The organism is Pseudoxanthomonas japonensis (assembly GCF_043632995.1).
GTDB classification, from domain to species: Bacteria; Pseudomonadota; Gammaproteobacteria; order Xanthomonadales; family Xanthomonadaceae; genus Pseudoxanthomonas_A; species Pseudoxanthomonas_A japonensis.
On the sequence record NZ_CP171632.1, the window covers coordinates 3,039,513 to 3,054,665 of the forward strand.

General features: G+C 65.7%; 20 protein-coding genes. 1 reads left to right on the forward strand and 19 read right to left on the reverse strand.

From position 1 onward, the window contains the following. The first annotated feature begins 38 nt into the window (after window positions 1-38). The gene (locus ACGHX3_RS14195) at window positions 39-3,551 is read left to right on the forward strand and encodes an EAL domain-containing protein (RefSeq protein WP_394695378.1); all 3,513 of its coding nucleotides are present in this window, start codon (window positions 39-41) and stop codon (window positions 3,549-3,551) included. An 18-nt stretch (window positions 3,552-3,569) separates the two neighbouring features. Here ACGHX3_RS14195 and ACGHX3_RS14200 read toward each other — a convergent pair whose 3' ends face one another. From ACGHX3_RS14200 to rpsQ, 19 genes are all read right to left on the reverse strand, one after another. Then, a complete protein-coding gene (locus ACGHX3_RS14200) occupies window positions 3,570-4,964 on the reverse strand; it encodes a class II 3-deoxy-7-phosphoheptulonate synthase (protein ID WP_162338022.1) in 1,395 nt (464 codons plus the stop codon). A 51-nt stretch (window positions 4,965-5,015) separates the two neighbouring features. Further along, on the reverse strand, window positions 5,016-5,531 hold the full coding sequence (locus ACGHX3_RS14205) for a disulfide bond formation protein B (RefSeq protein WP_394695379.1): 516 nt from the start codon (window positions 5,529-5,531) through the stop codon (window positions 5,016-5,018). 160 nt (window positions 5,532-5,691) lie between these two features. Continuing rightward, window positions 5,692-6,066: a 50S ribosomal protein L17 gene (gene rplQ / locus ACGHX3_RS14210; protein WP_142124587.1), complete on the reverse strand. Its 375-nt coding sequence runs from the start codon at window positions 6,064-6,066 to the stop codon at window positions 5,692-5,694. A 192-nt stretch (window positions 6,067-6,258) separates the two neighbouring features. Then, the gene (locus tag ACGHX3_RS14215; RefSeq protein WP_056878832.1) at window positions 6,259-7,257 is read right to left on the reverse strand and encodes a DNA-directed RNA polymerase subunit alpha; all 999 of its coding nucleotides are present in this window, start codon (window positions 7,255-7,257) and stop codon (window positions 6,259-6,261) included. Between the two features lie 50 nt (window positions 7,258-7,307). Beyond that, entirely contained in the window at window positions 7,308-7,937 is a 630-nt protein-coding gene (gene rpsD, locus ACGHX3_RS14220) for a 30S ribosomal protein S4 (RefSeq protein ID WP_055941309.1), read from the reverse strand. Window positions 7,938-7,951: 14 nt separating this feature from the next. After that, the gene (gene rpsK / locus ACGHX3_RS14225; RefSeq protein ID WP_055941307.1) at window positions 7,952-8,344 is read right to left on the reverse strand and encodes a 30S ribosomal protein S11; all 393 of its coding nucleotides are present in this window, start codon (window positions 8,342-8,344) and stop codon (window positions 7,952-7,954) included. Between the two features lie 12 nt (window positions 8,345-8,356). Beyond that, window positions 8,357-8,713 carry a 30S ribosomal protein S13 gene (rpsM, locus tag ACGHX3_RS14230; RefSeq protein WP_055943298.1) on the reverse strand — a complete coding sequence of 119 codons (357 nt, stop codon included), beginning with the start codon at window positions 8,711-8,713 and terminating at the stop codon, window positions 8,357-8,359. Window positions 8,714-9,055: 342 nt separating this feature from the next. After that, window positions 9,056-10,417 (reverse strand): preprotein translocase subunit SecY, encoded by a 1,362-nt coding sequence (secY, locus tag ACGHX3_RS14235; protein WP_162338024.1) that lies wholly within the window; start codon window positions 10,415-10,417, stop codon window positions 9,056-9,058. Between the two features lie 7 nt (window positions 10,418-10,424). Then, window positions 10,425-10,868, reverse strand: a complete 444-nt coding sequence (gene rplO, locus ACGHX3_RS14240; RefSeq protein ID WP_082563251.1) for a 50S ribosomal protein L15 — start codon at window positions 10,866-10,868, stop codon at window positions 10,425-10,427. Then, the gene (gene rpmD / locus ACGHX3_RS14245; protein WP_055941302.1) at window positions 10,868-11,059 is read right to left on the reverse strand and encodes a 50S ribosomal protein L30; all 192 of its coding nucleotides are present in this window, start codon (window positions 11,057-11,059) and stop codon (window positions 10,868-10,870) included. The genes rplO and rpmD overlap by 1 nt, the downstream gene beginning before the upstream one ends. Further along, window positions 11,052-11,594, reverse strand: a complete 543-nt coding sequence (rpsE, locus tag ACGHX3_RS14250) for a 30S ribosomal protein S5 (RefSeq protein WP_055941300.1) — start codon at window positions 11,592-11,594, stop codon at window positions 11,052-11,054. Before rpsE ends, rpmD begins: the two co-directional genes overlap by 8 nt. 156 nt (window positions 11,595-11,750) lie before the next feature. Next, window positions 11,751-12,107: a 50S ribosomal protein L18 gene (gene rplR, locus ACGHX3_RS14255; RefSeq protein ID WP_055941298.1), complete on the reverse strand. Its 357-nt coding sequence runs from the start codon at window positions 12,105-12,107 to the stop codon at window positions 11,751-11,753. Window positions 12,108-12,136: 29 nt separating this feature from the next. After that, window positions 12,137-12,664 (reverse strand): 50S ribosomal protein L6, encoded by a 528-nt coding sequence (gene rplF, locus ACGHX3_RS14260; RefSeq protein WP_162338025.1) that lies wholly within the window; start codon window positions 12,662-12,664, stop codon window positions 12,137-12,139. A 16-nt stretch (window positions 12,665-12,680) separates the two neighbouring features. Continuing rightward, window positions 12,681-13,079 (reverse strand): 30S ribosomal protein S8, encoded by a 399-nt coding sequence (rpsH, locus tag ACGHX3_RS14265; RefSeq protein WP_093296356.1) that lies wholly within the window; start codon window positions 13,077-13,079, stop codon window positions 12,681-12,683. A 204-nt stretch (window positions 13,080-13,283) separates the two neighbouring features. After that, window positions 13,284-13,589, reverse strand: a complete 306-nt coding sequence (gene rpsN, locus ACGHX3_RS14270; protein WP_062352415.1) for a 30S ribosomal protein S14 — start codon at window positions 13,587-13,589, stop codon at window positions 13,284-13,286. 20 nt (window positions 13,590-13,609) lie between these two features. Next, window positions 13,610-14,152 carry a 50S ribosomal protein L5 gene (gene rplE / locus ACGHX3_RS14275; RefSeq protein WP_055941290.1) on the reverse strand — a complete coding sequence of 181 codons (543 nt, stop codon included), beginning with the start codon at window positions 14,150-14,152 and terminating at the stop codon, window positions 13,610-13,612. A gap of 8 nt (window positions 14,153-14,160) precedes the next feature. After that, window positions 14,161-14,478 (reverse strand): 50S ribosomal protein L24, encoded by a 318-nt coding sequence (gene rplX, locus ACGHX3_RS14280; protein WP_162338026.1) that lies wholly within the window; start codon window positions 14,476-14,478, stop codon window positions 14,161-14,163. Between the two features lie 15 nt (window positions 14,479-14,493). Further along, window positions 14,494-14,862: a 50S ribosomal protein L14 gene (gene rplN / locus ACGHX3_RS14285; protein WP_013535986.1), complete on the reverse strand. Its 369-nt coding sequence runs from the start codon at window positions 14,860-14,862 to the stop codon at window positions 14,494-14,496. A 14-nt stretch (window positions 14,863-14,876) separates the two neighbouring features. Beyond that, window positions 14,877-15,143 carry a 30S ribosomal protein S17 gene (gene rpsQ / locus ACGHX3_RS14290; protein WP_055941286.1) on the reverse strand — a complete coding sequence of 89 codons (267 nt, stop codon included), beginning with the start codon at window positions 15,141-15,143 and terminating at the stop codon, window positions 14,877-14,879. Window positions 15,144-15,153 lie beyond the last annotated feature (10 nt).

The window sequence follows — 15,153 nt, forward strand, 5'->3', positions numbered from 1 at the left end:
GCGTCATAGCAGCCAACCAGCAGGCGGGGATCGCACGCGTGGAGTCAGGCGCGGACCGGGCATCGGAACTGCGGGCGTTCAGTGGATCGGAGTCCACCGCCCGCCGGCGGCAGCGCAACCTGAATTCGCTGGCATGGGGCGTCCTGGTCATCGCCAGCCTGCTTTCCCTGTGGGCCGGTGCCACGGCCTGGCAGCAGGCACGGGAACACGCCCGTGCGCAGTTCGACGCCCGAGCGGACGCGGTGGCCACGGCGGTCGCCACGCACATGAACGCGTACGAAGACACCGTGCGTGCCGCTGCCGCGGTGCTCGAGGGACGCGAGGACATCGGGCAGGACGACTTCCTCGCCTTTGTCGAGAAACTGAAGGTACCCACCCGCCATGCCGGCGTGCATGGGCTGGGCTTCGCGCGCCGCGTACGGCTGGAAGAGCGCGATGCGTACGTCACCGCGCAGCGCGCCCGCTATGGCGATGCGTTCGCCATCCACCCCGCTGGCGATCGGGCCGAATACGTCGTGATCGATCTGCTCTATCCGGCCGCCCCGGGCATGCGTCCGCTGCTGGGCAAGGACGTGATGGCGGAAGCTGCGCGACGCAGCGCCATCGAGTCGGCGCGCGACAGCGGCGAACTGGCCTCCGCACCGCTGGTGGCGCTCGGCGATGCGACCAGGGGCAGCACGGGGCTTGCGGGGTTCCTGCTGTATGCGCCGGTCTATGCCGATCCGGTCGGCGCGCGCGATGGCGTGGAGGCACGGCGACGCCTGCTGCGCGGCTTCGCCACCGCGGGCTTCGGCTGGCAGCGCGTGATGGAGGACGCGGTCGGGCCGGGTGGCGGAGAGTTCGACCTGCAGTTGCTCGCCCACGACCGTGGCGACGTTCCGATCTTCGAGACCGGGACGCTGAAGGCCCGCCATGGCGGCGGGTGGCAACCCGCGTTCACTGCGCAGCGCGACCTGCGGCTGCTGGGAAGCGAATGGCGCCTGGTCCTGCGGTCGCCTCCGCTGCGCGACGCGATGCCGGGATTGACATCCATCGTCCTGCTGACGACGGGCGGTATCGGTCTTGGCGTCTTGCTGTTCCTGCTGTTGCGCAACCTCGCGCGCACGGAGCGCCGCAGCCGCGCGCTGCTGGACGCCGTGGCCGACCACCTGCCTGCCCTGATCGCCTACATCGACGGCAACGGCCGCTACGGCTTCGCCAATCGCGCCTGCCGCGCGTGGTCGGGGTCGCCCGAAGGCTGGAACGATCGCCACGTGGACGACGTGCATGCCGATGCCCCCGGCTTCCTCGCCTCCCTCAAGCGTGCGATGCACGACTGCACCCCGGATCACTGGATCGCCTGGGAAACCGACCTGGGCCAGCCCGCGCGCGCGGTCCACCTGTACCTGGTGCCCGATGTCGCGTCCGGCCGGAAAATCGCCGGCTGGTACCTGATGGGGAACGATGTCAGCGAACAGGTCAGCGCGCGTCGCGAACTGGCGATGGCCCGCGACCACCTGAAACGCGTCACCGACCGCTTGCCCGCGCTGATCGCGCAGTTCGATACGCGGCAGCGCCTGGTCTTCCACAACCGCGCCTTCGCCGAACAGGTCCGGTGGCGGACGCCGCCACGCCCAGGCGTGACCATGCGCGAACTGTTCGGCGAAGAGGCCCACCAGCGGCGCACGCCGCATGTCGAGGCGGCGCTCGCCGGGCGCGAGGGCGAGTTCGAGAGCAGCTTCTCCACCGCCGACGGCATGCGGCGGATGCACAGCTTCTATACGCCCGACATCGACGACACGGGCAACGTCTCCGGCTTCTTCGTGATGTCGGTCGACGTCACGGAGAAAGCCCGCCTCGAGCATGCACTGCACGACGCCAACGAACTGGCCGAAGTCACGCTGACCTCCATCAGCGAGGCCGTCATCACCGTGGACGTGGCGAGCCGCGTGACGTACATGAACCCGACCGCGGAAGCGCTGTGCGGCTGGAGCCTGGAACAGGCGCTGGGCGAGCCGCTGGACCAGGTGGCACCGCTGGCCCGCATCGCGTCGCCGGAGGGGGATGAAGAAGACCTGCATCCGACCGGGCTACCGGGCGACCTGCAACTGGTGCGCCGCGACGGCAGCCGCATGCTGGTGGAACGTTCGCTGTCCGCCATTCACGACCGGGACGAACGCATGGTCGGCACGGTGATGGTCCTGCGCGACATCACCGAATCGCGCGCCCTCAGCTCGCGCATGACCTACCTTGCCCACCACGACGCGCTGACCGGCCTGCCGAACCGCCTGCAACTCAACGAGCGACTGGGGCAGGCCATCACCCATGCGACCAACCACGGCAACGGCATCGCGGTGCTGTTCCTCGACCTGGACCTGTTCAAGCACGTCAACGACGCGCTCGGCCACCACACCGGAGACGAGCTGCTGCAGCAGGTGGCGCGCCGGATCCAGCGCAACATCGGCAACCTCGGCAGCGTGTACCGCACCGGCGGCGACGAGTTCGTGGTGCTGCTGCCCGACATCCTGACGCGCGACGGCGTGCTGCAGATCGCCGACCGGCTGCTCGCCCTCGGCGGCACACCGTACACGGTCGCCTCGCACGAACTGCACCAGGCCTTCAGCATCGGCATCAGCCTGTTCCCCGAGGACGGCTACGATGCCGCCACACTGATGATGCGCGCCGACGCCGCCATGTACCTGGCCAAGCGCAACGGCCGCAACGCCACGCGCTTCTACACGCGCGAACTGGCCTCCAGCGTGGACGCGCGCATCGAACTGGAGAACAGCCTGCGCCGCAGCCTGCGCAACGGCGATCTCTCGCTGCACTACCAGCCGCAGGTCGACCGGGTCAGCGGCCGCATCGTCGGCGTCGAAGGCCTGGCCCGCTGGCAGCGCGGCGACCGCCTGATGCTGCCGGGCGAATTCCTGCCGATCGCCGAGGAGACCAACCTCATCGTCGACATCGACCAGTGGGCGATCCGCGCCGCCTGCCGGCAGAACCGGATCTGGCAGCAGTCCGGCCTGCCGCCGATCCGCGTCTCCGTCAACATCGCCGCCGCGAACTTCGATACGGACGACCTCGTGGATACCGTGGTGGAGGCGCTGCAGGACAGCGGGCTGCCTGCCGAATTCCTCGAACTCGAAGTCACCGAGACCACCCTGATGCGCGACGTGCAGCGCACCGACCGCACGCTGCGGGCGTTGAAGGCACTGGGCGTGCGCATCGCCATCGACGACTTCGGCACCGGCTTCTCCAGCCTCAGCTACCTGGGCAACTACGGCTTCAACGTGCTGAAGATCGACCAGTCGTTCGTCCGCGACGTGTCCGAACCCAACCAGGCCGCGATCACGCGCGCCATCATCAGCCTCGCCGCACAGCTGCAATGCCGCACGATCGCCGAAGGCGTGGAAACGCTGGAACAGGCGGCCTGGCTTGCGACCAACGGCTGCGACGAACTGCAGGGCAACTACTTCAGCAAACCCCTGCCGGCGACCGAATTCGCGAAACTCTATGCCCGCGGCACGACCTGGAACATCCCGCAGAACGTCACCGAGGACACGGCGCGGTAGCCGCGCCGCGCCGACCGGTCAGCGCGCGGCGGGCGCGGCCAGCTGGTTCTGCTTGTGCACGATGCTCATCGCGATCTCCAGCGACTGCTCGTAGTTCAGGCGCGGATCGACGGTCGAGCGGTAGGCCCGCTCCAGATCCGCATCGGTCAACTCGCGCGCGCCACCGGTGCATTCGGTGACGTCCTCACCGGTCAGTTCCAGGTGCACGCCACCCAGGCGCGTTCCGGCGGCGGCATGCAGGTCGAACGACTGCTCGACCTCGCTGCGCACGTTGTCGAAGCGGCGCGTCTTGAACCCGTTGCTGGTGCTCTCGGTGTTGCCGTGCATCGGGTCGCAGACCCACAGCACGCGCCGGCCGTCGCGGCGCACCGCGTCGAGCAGCGGCGGCAGCTTGTCGGCGATCTGTGCCGCGCCCATGCGGTGGATGAAGGTCAGGCGCCCACCTTCGTCCTCCGGATTCAGCACGTCGATCAGGCGCAGCAACTGGTCCGGCGTGACCGACGGACCGACCTTGATCGCGATGGGATTGCGCACGCCGCGCAGGTACTCCACGTGCGCGCCGTCGACGGCGGCGGTGCGCATGCCGATCCACGGATAGTGCGTGCTGAGGTTGAACCAGCCCCACTGGCGCGGCACTTCGCGGGTCAGCGCCTCTTCGTAGGGCAGCAGCAGCGCTTCATGCGAGGTGTAGAAGTCGATCCGGTTGAGGTTGTGCACTTCGGAGCCCGACAGGGTCTCCATGAACCTCACCGCATCGCCGATGGACGCGACCATCTGCTGGTACTCGTTCGCCAGCGGCGAATAACCGACCCAGTTGAGGTTCCAGTATTCGGGATGGTGCAGGTCGGCGAACCCGCCATCGATCAGCGCACGTACGAAGTTCATCGTCATGGCCGAGCGTGCATGCGCCTTGATCATGCGGCGCGGGTCGGGCACGCGCGCCTCGGCGGTGAACGCCGGCGCATTGACCACGTCGCCGCGGTAGCTGGGCAGCGACACGCCATCGCGGGTCTCGGTATCCGCCGAACGCGGCTTGGCGTACTGCCCGGCGAAACGGCCCACACGGACGACCGGCAGGCGCAGGCCATGCACGAGCACCAGGCTCATCTGCAGCAGAACCTTCAGCCGGTTGGAGATCAGCCCGGACTCGCAATCGCTGAAGTTCTCCGCACAGTCGCCGCCCTGCAGCAGGAAGCGCTTGCCTTCCTGTGCCTCGGCCAGTTGCTTCTTCAGCGAGAAGATCTCCCACGAGGTCACCAGCGGCGGCAGCTGTCGCAACTCGCCCAGCGCGGACTCCAGCGCCTCGGCGTCCGGATAGGTGGGCATCTGCATCGCCGGCCGCGCGCGCCAGCTGTCCGGCGCCCATTGGGGCGGCAGGGAGACAGCGCGCAGGTTGCGGTCGGACGGATTCATGGTGGACTCCTTTGGGCCCACCATCGTGCCAGATTGGTGCGCCGCGTCAAATCAGCGGAAGGTCGAGGTCCTGCGCGCGCGAAAGCCGATCCAGAGCGCCCAGACTGCCAGCAGCACGAACCACACCAGGCTCCACATGGGCATGGTCAGGCCGAGGAAACTCCAGTCGACCGTGCTGCAGTCGCCCTTGGCCGCCAACACCTTCTGCACGACGCCGAGCCAGGTGTTGTTCTCGATCATGTAGTCCCAGCCCGGACCGCAGCTCGGCATCAATGGCGGATACAACTGGACCCACACGTGCCTGCCGGCGATGCCGATACCGGTCGCCGCGCCGAGGAACGCCAGCACGCCGTACATCCTGCGCCCGCCTGGACGTCGTGGGCCATGCAGGGCGCCGAGCAGGAACAGCACGCCGGTCGCCGCGAAGGCCAGGCGCTGGAAGATGCAGAACGGGCACGGCTCAAGCTGGTGCACGAACTGCACGTAGAGCGCATAACCCAGCAGGCCCGCGCAGATCGCGAAACCCAGGAAGCACTGCGCGCGGAAACTCCAGCGAAGAGGATTCATCGGCACCGGTAGCGTGAGGTCGTGCCCGCATTATCCATGCGTCACGGCCCATACGTCACCCCGTGGCGGTTTGCCGCATCCGGCTCCCTCTCCATCGTGCCGCCGGAAAACAAAAACCCCGGCGTTGGCCGGGGCTCTTGGTGTCTGCGGGAGGCGGGGCTTACTCGGCCGCTGCTTCCGGACGGTCGACCAGCTCGACGTACGCCATCGGGGCGTTGTCGCCGGCACGGAAGCCGCACTTCAGGATGCGCAGGTAACCACCCGGGCGCGACTGGTAGCGCGGGCCGAGGGTGGTGAACAGCGTGCCGACGGCTTCCTTGTCGCGCAGGCGCGAGAACGCCAGGCGGCGGTTGGCCACGCCATCGATCTTGCCGAGGGTGATCAGCGGCTCGGCAACGCGGCGCAGTTCCTTGGCCTTCGGCAGGGTGGTCTTGATCAGGCCGTGCTTGATGAGCGAGGCGGCCATGTTGCGGAACATCGCTTCGCGATGGGCGCTGGTGCGGTTGAACTTGCGACCGGCTTTCTGGTGGCGCATGGGTTGGACTCCTAAAGAATGGTGGGTCGTTGGATTTCGCTGTCGCCATCCTGGCGTTGGAACAGTGGACTGCGGGTGGTCCGGACCGGCCATCCCTGACCGGAGCGTCGCGGGCCTTGTGGCCTGTCGACGAGGTGTTGCGCTTGGAACGACAGAACTCCCGCGCGAACGCGGGAGTTCCCTGTTACATCATCAGCCGAGCATGCCGTGCTGGGCGACGCCGGCCGGCGGCCAGTTCTCCAGCTTCATGCCCAGGGACAGGCCGCGCTGCGCCAGGACTTCCTTGATCTCGGTCAGCGACTTCTTGCCGAGGTTCGGGGTCTTGAGCAGTTCGACTTCCGTCTTCTGGATCAGGTCGCCGATGTAGTAAATGCTCTCGGCCTTCAGGCAGTTGGCCGAACGCACGGTCAGCTCCAGGTCGTCGATCGGGCGCAGCAGCACCGGATCCACGCCGCTGGCGGCCTGCTTCGGCGCGCCGCGGTCGCGGTGCGTGAAGTCACCGAACACCGACAGCTGGTCGCTGAGGATGTCGGCGGCGGTGCGCACGGCTTCCTCGGCATCGATCGTGCCGTTGGTTTCGATGTCCAGGACCAGCTTGTCCAGGTCGGTGCGCTGCTCGACGCGCGCGGCTTCCACCGCGTACGCGACGCGACGGACCGGCGAGAACGAGGCGTCCAGCACCAGGCGGCCGATCGCACGGGTCTCTTCGTCCGGACGACGACGGGCGGCGGCCGGCTGGTAGCCGAAACCGCGCTCGATCTTCAGGCGCATGTTCAGCGCCGTGTCCTTGGTCAGGTTGCAGATGACCAGTTCCGGATTCAGGATTTCGACGTTGTGGTCGGTCTTGATGTCGCCGGCGGTGACCACGCCCGGGCCCTGCTTGGCCAGGCTCAGCGTGGAGGAGTCGCCGCTGTGGATGCGGATGGCCACATCCTTCAGGTTCAACAGCACTTCCAGCACGTCTTCCTGCATGCCTTCGATGGTGCTGTATTCGTGCAGCACGCCATCGATCTCGACTTCGGTGATCGCGAAGCCGGGGATCGACGACAGCAGCACGCGGCGCAACGCATTGCCGAGCGTATGGCCGTAACCACGCTCCAGCGGTTCGATGACCACTTTCGCGCGATTGCCGGTCAGGCGCTCGATCTGCGGGCCGCGGGGGCGCAGCACTTGCTGAGTAATACCCGTCATGTTGCTTTGTCTCCTGCGGTCCCCCGGTCGCCCGGGGGTGCGTGAATGAATTACTTCGAGTACAACTCGACGATCAGCGCTTCGTTGATGTCGGCGGGCAGGTCCGAACGCGCCGGTACCGCCTTGAACACGCCGCTGAACTTCTTCGCATCGACTTCGACCCACGAGGGGTTCAGGTCGAGCTGCTCGGCAACGGTCAGCGACTCCTGCACGCGGAGCTGCTTCTGGGCCTTCTCGGACAGCGCGATCGCGTCACCGGCCTTGACCTGGTAGGACGGCAGGTTGACCGGCTTGCCATTGACCAGCACGCCACGGTGCGAGACCAGCTGGCGGGCGGCCGGGCGGGTCACGGCGAAGCCCATGCGGTAGATGACGTTGTCGAGGCGGGTTTCCAGCAGCTGCAGCAGGTTCTCGCCGGTGTTGCCCTTCTTGGTCGAGGCCTTCTTGTAGTAGTTGCGGAACTGGCGCTCCAGCAGGCCGTAGATACGCTTGACCTTCTGCTTCTCGCGCAGCTGGGTAGCGTAGTCGGACAGCTTGCCCTTGCGGGCGGTGGCGCCGTGTTGGCCGGGCTTCTGCTCCAGCTTGCACTTCGAGTCCAGCGCACGGGCCGGGCTCTTGAGCGACAGGTCGGCGCCTTCGCGGCGCGCGAGCTTACAGGTAGGACCGATATAACGAGCCATTTCTTATCGCCCCCTTAGACGCGACGCTTTTTCGGCGGACGGCACCCGTTGTGCGGGATCGGCGTCACGTCGATGATGTTGGTGATCTTGTAGCCCACGTTGTTCAACGAACGCACGGCCGACTCACGACCCGGACCCGGGCCCTTGATGCGGACTTCCAGCGACTTCACGCCGTAGTCCAGGGCTGCACGGCCGGCCTTTTCGGCAGCGACCTGCGCCGCGAACGGCGTGGACTTGCGGGAACCGCGGAAACCGGCACCACCCGAGGTCGCCCACGAGAGCGCGTTGCCCTGGCGGTCGGTGATGGTGACGATGGTGTTGTTGAAAGAAGCGTGGACGTGGGCGACGCCGTCGGTGATGACGCGCTTGATCTTCTTCTTGACTTTGGCAGCAGCTGGCTTGGCCATGATGGTCGCCCCTTACTTCTTGATGGCTTTGCGCGGACCCTTGCGGGTGCGGGCATTGGTGCGGGTGCGCTGGCCACGCAGCGGCAGGCCGCGACGGTGGCGCAGACCGCGATAGCAACCCAGGTCCATCAGGCGCTTGATCGCGATGCCGACTTCACGGCGCAGGTCGCCCTCGACCACGTACTTGCCGACTTCGGCGCGCAGGCGCTCGACTTCCGGCTCCGACAGGTCGCGGATTTTGGTGGTCGAGGCGACGCCGGCGGCTTCGCAGACCTTCTTGGAACGGGTACGGCCAATGCCGTAGATGCTTTGCAAACCGACCCAGACATGCTTCTGGGCAGGCAGGTTGACACCTGCAATACGCGCCATGACGCGGCTCTCCAACTGTGAGTATTGGCCCGTGTACGGTCGTCCCGGGCGGGATTCGCGCAGACAGGCGGAGTGAACTGGAAATTCTAACAAGATCCGGTGTTTACGGGAAGCCCGCGCCGGCAGTGCCGACTTCGGACCGGCATGGGGAGTGTGCCCATGCTCCGGCGCCGGAACCCGCCTGGCGCAGGACCGGGGTTTCCCCCTGCCCTGCCCCGCCCGCGCTACTCTGGCGCAGGGACTGGCTGGTTCTCACCCCCGCACCGGATCGCTGCGGGGGCCGCCCATCTAAGTCAGCCGGCCATGACGGCCGGACTGGTGCGGGAAGCCCGCGATTATACCTCAGCCGCGGGGGGCAAGACCGCCCCGCGAACCACCCTTCAGATTGGCCTTCTTCAACAGGCTCTCGTACTGGTGGGACATCAGGTGCGCCTGGATCTGCGCGATGAAGTCCATCACCACCACCACCACGATCAGCAGCGACGTGCCACCGAAGTAGAACGAGGTGCCCAGCTGCGTGCGCATCACTTCCGGCAACAGGCAGACCGCCACCAGGTACATCGAACCGATCGCCGTCAGGCGCGTCAGCACGCCATCGACGTAGTCCGCCGTGGCTTTGCCCGGACGGATACCCGGAATCAGCGCGCCCGACTTCTTCAGGTTCTCGGCGGTTTCCTGCGAGTTGAACACCAGCGCCGTGTAGAAGAAGGCGAAACCGATGATCATCGCGGCGAACACGATCATGTGCAGCGGCTCACCCGGGGCGAGCGCATTCGAAATGCGCTGCAGCCACGTGGTCGCGCCACTGTTCTGACCGGACCACATCGCCAGCGTGGCCGGGAAGGCCAGGATGCTGGAGGCGAAGATCGGCGGGATCACACCGGCCATGTTGAGCTTCAGCGGCAGGAACGACGTCTGGTTCATGTACGCGTTGCGGCCGCCCTGTCGGCGCGCGTAATTCACCGTGATCCGTCGCTGGCCGCGCTCGACGAACACCACCAGGAACGTGAAGCCCAACACCACCACCGCGATGATCAGCAGCGAGATGAAGCTCAGCGTGCCGTCGCGGAAGGCGCCGACGGTCTGGATGACCGCGCCCGGCAGACCCGCCACGATGCCCGCGAAGATGATCAGCGAGACGCCGTTGCCGATGCCGCGCTCGGTCACCTGCTCGCCCAGCCACATCAGGAAGATGGTGCCGGCGGTCAGCGCGACCACCGCGGTCAGCACGAAGCCCATGCCCGGCGCATACACCACCGGCATGCCGCCCGGCGCGACCTGGTTCTGCAGCGCGGTGGCGATGCTGCCGCCCTGCACGATCGCCAGCAGCACGGCGCCGATGCGCGAGTACTGGGTGATCTTGCGGCGACCGGACTCGCCTTCCTTCTGCAGCGCTTTCAGGCTGGGGAAGATGTGCACGCCCAGCTGCATCACGATCGACGCCGAGATGTAGGGCATGACGTTCAGCGCGAAGATGCTGAAACGGTGCAGGGCGCCGCCCGAGAACATGTTGAACATGTCCACGATGCCGCCGCCCTGCGCCTGCATCATCGCAAGCATGGCATCGGGATTGACGCCCGGGACCGGGATGAAACAGCCGATCCGGTAGACGATCAGCGCACCCAGCACGAACAGCAGGCGCTGGCGGAGTTCGGTGAACTTGCCTGCGCCTGCCAGAGCACCGGCGGCATTACCCTGCGCCATGCGTCCGTTACTCCTGCACGCTGCCGCCGGCAGCCTCGATGGCGGCCTTGGCACCGGCCGTGGCGGCCACGCCCTTCAGCACGAACTTCTTGGTCAGTTCGCCCTTCTTGACGATCTTGGCGCGCTTGGCGGTGCTGGGCACCAGCTTGGCGGCACGCAGCGCGGCGAAATCGATCTCGCCGGCTTCCAGCTTCTCCAATTGGTACGACAGCACTTCGGCGCAATCCAGCTTCAGCTTGGAACGGAAACCGACCTTCGGCAGACGCTTGATCAGCGGCATCTGGCCGCCTTCGAACTTCGCCTTGATCTTGCCCTTGCCGGCGCGCGCGAACGAACCCTTGTGGCCGCGACCGGCGGTCTTGCCCAGGCCGGAGCCGATACCGCGACCGACGCGGGTGCGTTCGGTGCGGGCGCCATCGGCGGGCTTCAGTGTGTTGAGACGCATGTTGATTACTCCTCGACCTTGACGAGGTAGTGGACCTTGGCGATCAGGCCGCGCACCTGCGGGCTGTCCTTCAGTTCACGCACATCGTTGAGCTTGTTCAGGCCCAGCGCCTTCACCGACAGGCGGTGGCGCGACTGGGAACCACGCAGGCCGCGCACCAGGCGCACCTTGACGGTCTTGTTGGACTCGTTAGCCATTGAGGAGTTCCTCCACCTTCTTGCCGCGCTTGGCCGCGATGCGGGTGGGCGACTGCATGTCGCTCAGGCCCTTCAGCGTGGCGCGGACCAGGTTGATCGGGTTGCGCGAACCGACGGCCTTGGCCAGCACGTTCTTCACGCCCACCGCTTCCAGCACGGCGCGCATGGCACCGCCGGCGATGACACCCGTACCTTCCGAAGCCGGCTGCATGAACACGCGGGCCGCACCGTGGCCGGCCTTCACCGGGTGCCACAACGTGCCGTTGTTCAGATCGACATTCAGCATGCCCTTGCGGGCATATTCCATCGACTTCTGGATGGCGACCGGCACTTCGCGCGCCTTGCCGTAGCCGAAACCGATCTTGCCGTTGCCGTCACCCACCACCGTCAGTGCGGTGAAGGTGAACTGGCGACCGCCCTTGACGGTCTTGCTGACGCGGTTGACCGCGACCAGCTTCTCGATCATGCCGTCGTCGACTTTCTCTTCGCGATTACGGTCGCGATCGCGACCCCGCGGCTGACGCTCTTCTGCCATTGCTTGAATTCCTTGGTTATTGAGGTATGTACGGCGTGGCCGCTTATGGTTGTGGTGTGGAGCGGTGATGCAACGATCGATGCAGAAGAAGGATCGCGCCCGGCGCAGCCCGCGCCGGCAGGACAAGGCATGGGGTCGCCCCCATGCCTTTCAATATCAGAACTGCAGGCCGCCTTCGCGGGCCGCGTCGGCCAGGGCCTTGATGCGGCCGTGGTAACGGTAGCCCGAACGGTCGAACGCGATCTTCTCGATGCCTTCGGCCTTGGCGCGCTCGGCGATGACCTTGCCCACGCGGGCAGCGGCATCGCTGTTCTTGCCGTTCTTCAGGCCATCCTTCACATCGGCCTGCAGCGTGTTGGCCGACGCGATGACCTTGGAGCCATCGGCGGTGAACAGCTGGGCGTAGATGTGCTGGCCGGTACGCAGCACCGACAGGCGCGGCACGCCGAGTTCGCGGATGTGCGCGCGGGTCGACTTGGCGCGGCGCAGGCGGGCAGTGTTCTTGATGCTCATGATCTGGTTCCTCGAAGCCGAAAGCCCGGTTAGGCCTTCTTCGCTTCCTTGCGGATGATGGTTTCGTCGGAGTACTTCACGCCCTTGCCCTTGTAGGGTTCCGGCGGACGGAAACCGCGGATCTTGGCGGCGACTTCACCAACGCGCTGCTTGTCGGCGCCCTGCACCAGGATTTCGGTCTGGGTCGGGGTGGCGATGGTGATGCCTTCCGGCGTCTTGAACAGGATCGGGTGGGAGAAACCCAGCGACAGGTTCAGGTCCTTGCCCTGCATCGCGGCGCGGTAACCCACGCCGACCAGCTCGAGCTTGCGCTCGAAGCCTTCCGACACGCCCTTGACCATGTTGGCCAGGATCGCGCGGATGGTGCCGGTAATGGCGTCGTCGGCCGGGGTGACCGGCGACAGGTTCACCGTGCCGTTGTCGACGTTGAGTTCGACGCCTGCCGGCTTGGCGATGGACAGGGTGCCCTTCGGGCCCTTGACGTTGAGGGTTTCACCCTGGGCATTCAGTTCGACGCCCTTCGGGAGACTGATCGGCTTCTTGGCTACGCGGGACATGTCTGGGCTCCTTCGCTTAGGCCACGAAGCACAGGACTTCACCACCCACGCCGGCCGCACGGGCCTGCGCATCGGTCATGATGCCCTTGGAAGTGGAAATGATGGCGACGCCGAGGCCACCGAGGACCTTGGGCAGTTCGGCCTTGCCACGGTACTGGCGCAGGCCCGAACGGGACACGCGGCTCAGCTTCTCGATGACGGGCTTGCCTTCGAAGTACTTCAGGACGATCTCGAGCTCGGCCTTGTTGTTCTCGGTCTTCGTCACGCGGACGTCGCCGACATAGCCTTCCGCCTTGAGGACGTTGGCGATCGAGGTCTTGATCTTGGAGGACGGCATCTTCACCGTCGGCTTGCCAACAGCGGCGGCATTGCGAATGCGCACCAGCATGTCGGCGATGGGATCAGTCATGCTCATGAGAGTCTGCCTTATGAGTAGCACCGATATCCGCTTTCGCGAAAATCTTGTGTTGTCCCTGGAAACCCCCAGGCGGGCGGCCGGTTCACCAGCCCTCCCCCGGCCAAGCCGCGGGAGCCGAACATTGTACAACAACAAGTCCGGCGCGTGCCGGACTTGTCCTTGAAACCTGAGGGGAACCCTGGACGGGCGCCCCCGGCGTCCTTACCAGCTGGCCTTGCGCAGGCCGGGGACGTCGCCGTTCATGGTGGCCTTGCGCAGCATGTTGCGGCCCAGGCCGAACTTGCGGTACACGCCACGCGAACGACCGGACAGCTCGCAGCGGTTGCGCTGGCGGCTCGGCGAGGAGTCGCGCGGCAGCTTCTGCAGCTTGACGACCGCGTCGGCCTTCTCTTCGTACGAAGCGTTCTGGCTGGAAATGATCTTCTTCAGTGCGTCGCGCTTGGCGGCGTACTGCTTGGCCAGCTTTTCCCGCTTGATGTCGCGGTTGACCATCGAGGTCTTTGCCATGATGTCGTTTTCCTAGCGAATCAGTTGCGGAACGGGAACTTGAACGCTTCGAGCAGCGCCTTGGCTTCGGCGTCGTTCTTGGCGGTCGTCGTGATGGCGATATCCATGCCGCGGATCGCGTCGACGGCGTCGAAGTCGATTTCCGGGAAGATGATCTGTTCCTTCACGCCCATGTTGTAGTTGCCGCGGCCGTCGAACGAACGGCCGGACACGCCACGGAAGTCGCGGACGCGCGGCAGCGAGATGCTGATCAGGCGATCCAGGAATTCGTACATCTTGGCGCGACGCAGCGTGACCTTGCAGCCGATCGGCCAGCCATCACGGATCTTGAACGAAGCCACCGACACGCGGGACTTGGTCGTGATCGGCTTCTGGCCGGTGATCTTGGCCAGGTCGGCCACGGCGTTTTCCAGGATCTTTTTGTTGGTCGCCGCTTCACCCACACCCATGTTGATGGTGATCTTGGTGATCTTCGGCACTTCCATCGGATTGGTGTAGCCGAACTTCTTCATCAGAGCCGGCGCCACTTCTTCCTTGTAGATTTTTTCGAGACGAGTGGTCATGTCATTCCTCAGGCGTCGAGCGCCTCACCGCTGGAGCGGAACACACGCAGTTTGCGTCCATCCTCCAGCACCTTGAAACCGATACGCTCGCCCTTGCCCGTTGCCGGGTTGAACAGCGCGACATTGGAGATGTGGATCGAGCGCTCGCTCTCCACCACGCCACCCGCGATACCGGCCTGCGGGTTCGGCTTGGTGTGGCGCTTGACGACATTGACGTTGGAGACGACCACGCGGTCGCCGTCCACGCGCACCACGTCGCCCTTCTTGCCCTTGTCCTTGCCGGCGGTGACGACGACCTGGTCGCCCTTCTTGATACGGTTAGCCATTTCTATGTCCTCCGCTCAGAGCACTTCAGGCGCGAGCGAAACGATCTTCATGAACTTCTCGGAACGCAGCTCGCGGGTCACGGGCCCGAAGATGCGGGTGCCGATCGGCTCCTGCTTGTTGTTCAGCAGGACGGCGGCGTTGCCATCGAAGCGGATCAGCGAACCGTCGGGACGACGGACGCCCTTGCGGGTACGCACGACCACGGCGTCGTAGACTTCGCCCTTCTTGACCTTGCCACGCGGGATGGCGTCCTTGACGGTCACCTTGATGATGTCGCCGATGCCGGCATAGCGGCGCTTCGAGCCGCCCAGCACCTTGATGCACATCAGTTCTTTGGCACCGGAGTTGTCGGCCGCGTCAAGGTAGCTCTGCATCTGGATCATGAGTCAGATCTCCTTTATTCGGCCGCGCGGGTGATGATTTCCACCACGCGCCAGTTCTTGGTCTTGGACATCGGGGCGATCTCGGTCACGCGCACTACATCGCCTTCCTTGCAGCTGTTGTCCGCGTCGTGCGCGTGCAGCTTGGTGGAACGCTTGATGTACTTGCCGTACAGGGCGTGCTTGACCTGACGCTCCACCAGAATGGTGACCGTCTTGTCCATCTTGTTGCTGACGACGCGGCCTTCGATGGTGCGTTGCGCTTTGTCTTTGTTATCGCTCATCTTGGTCGCT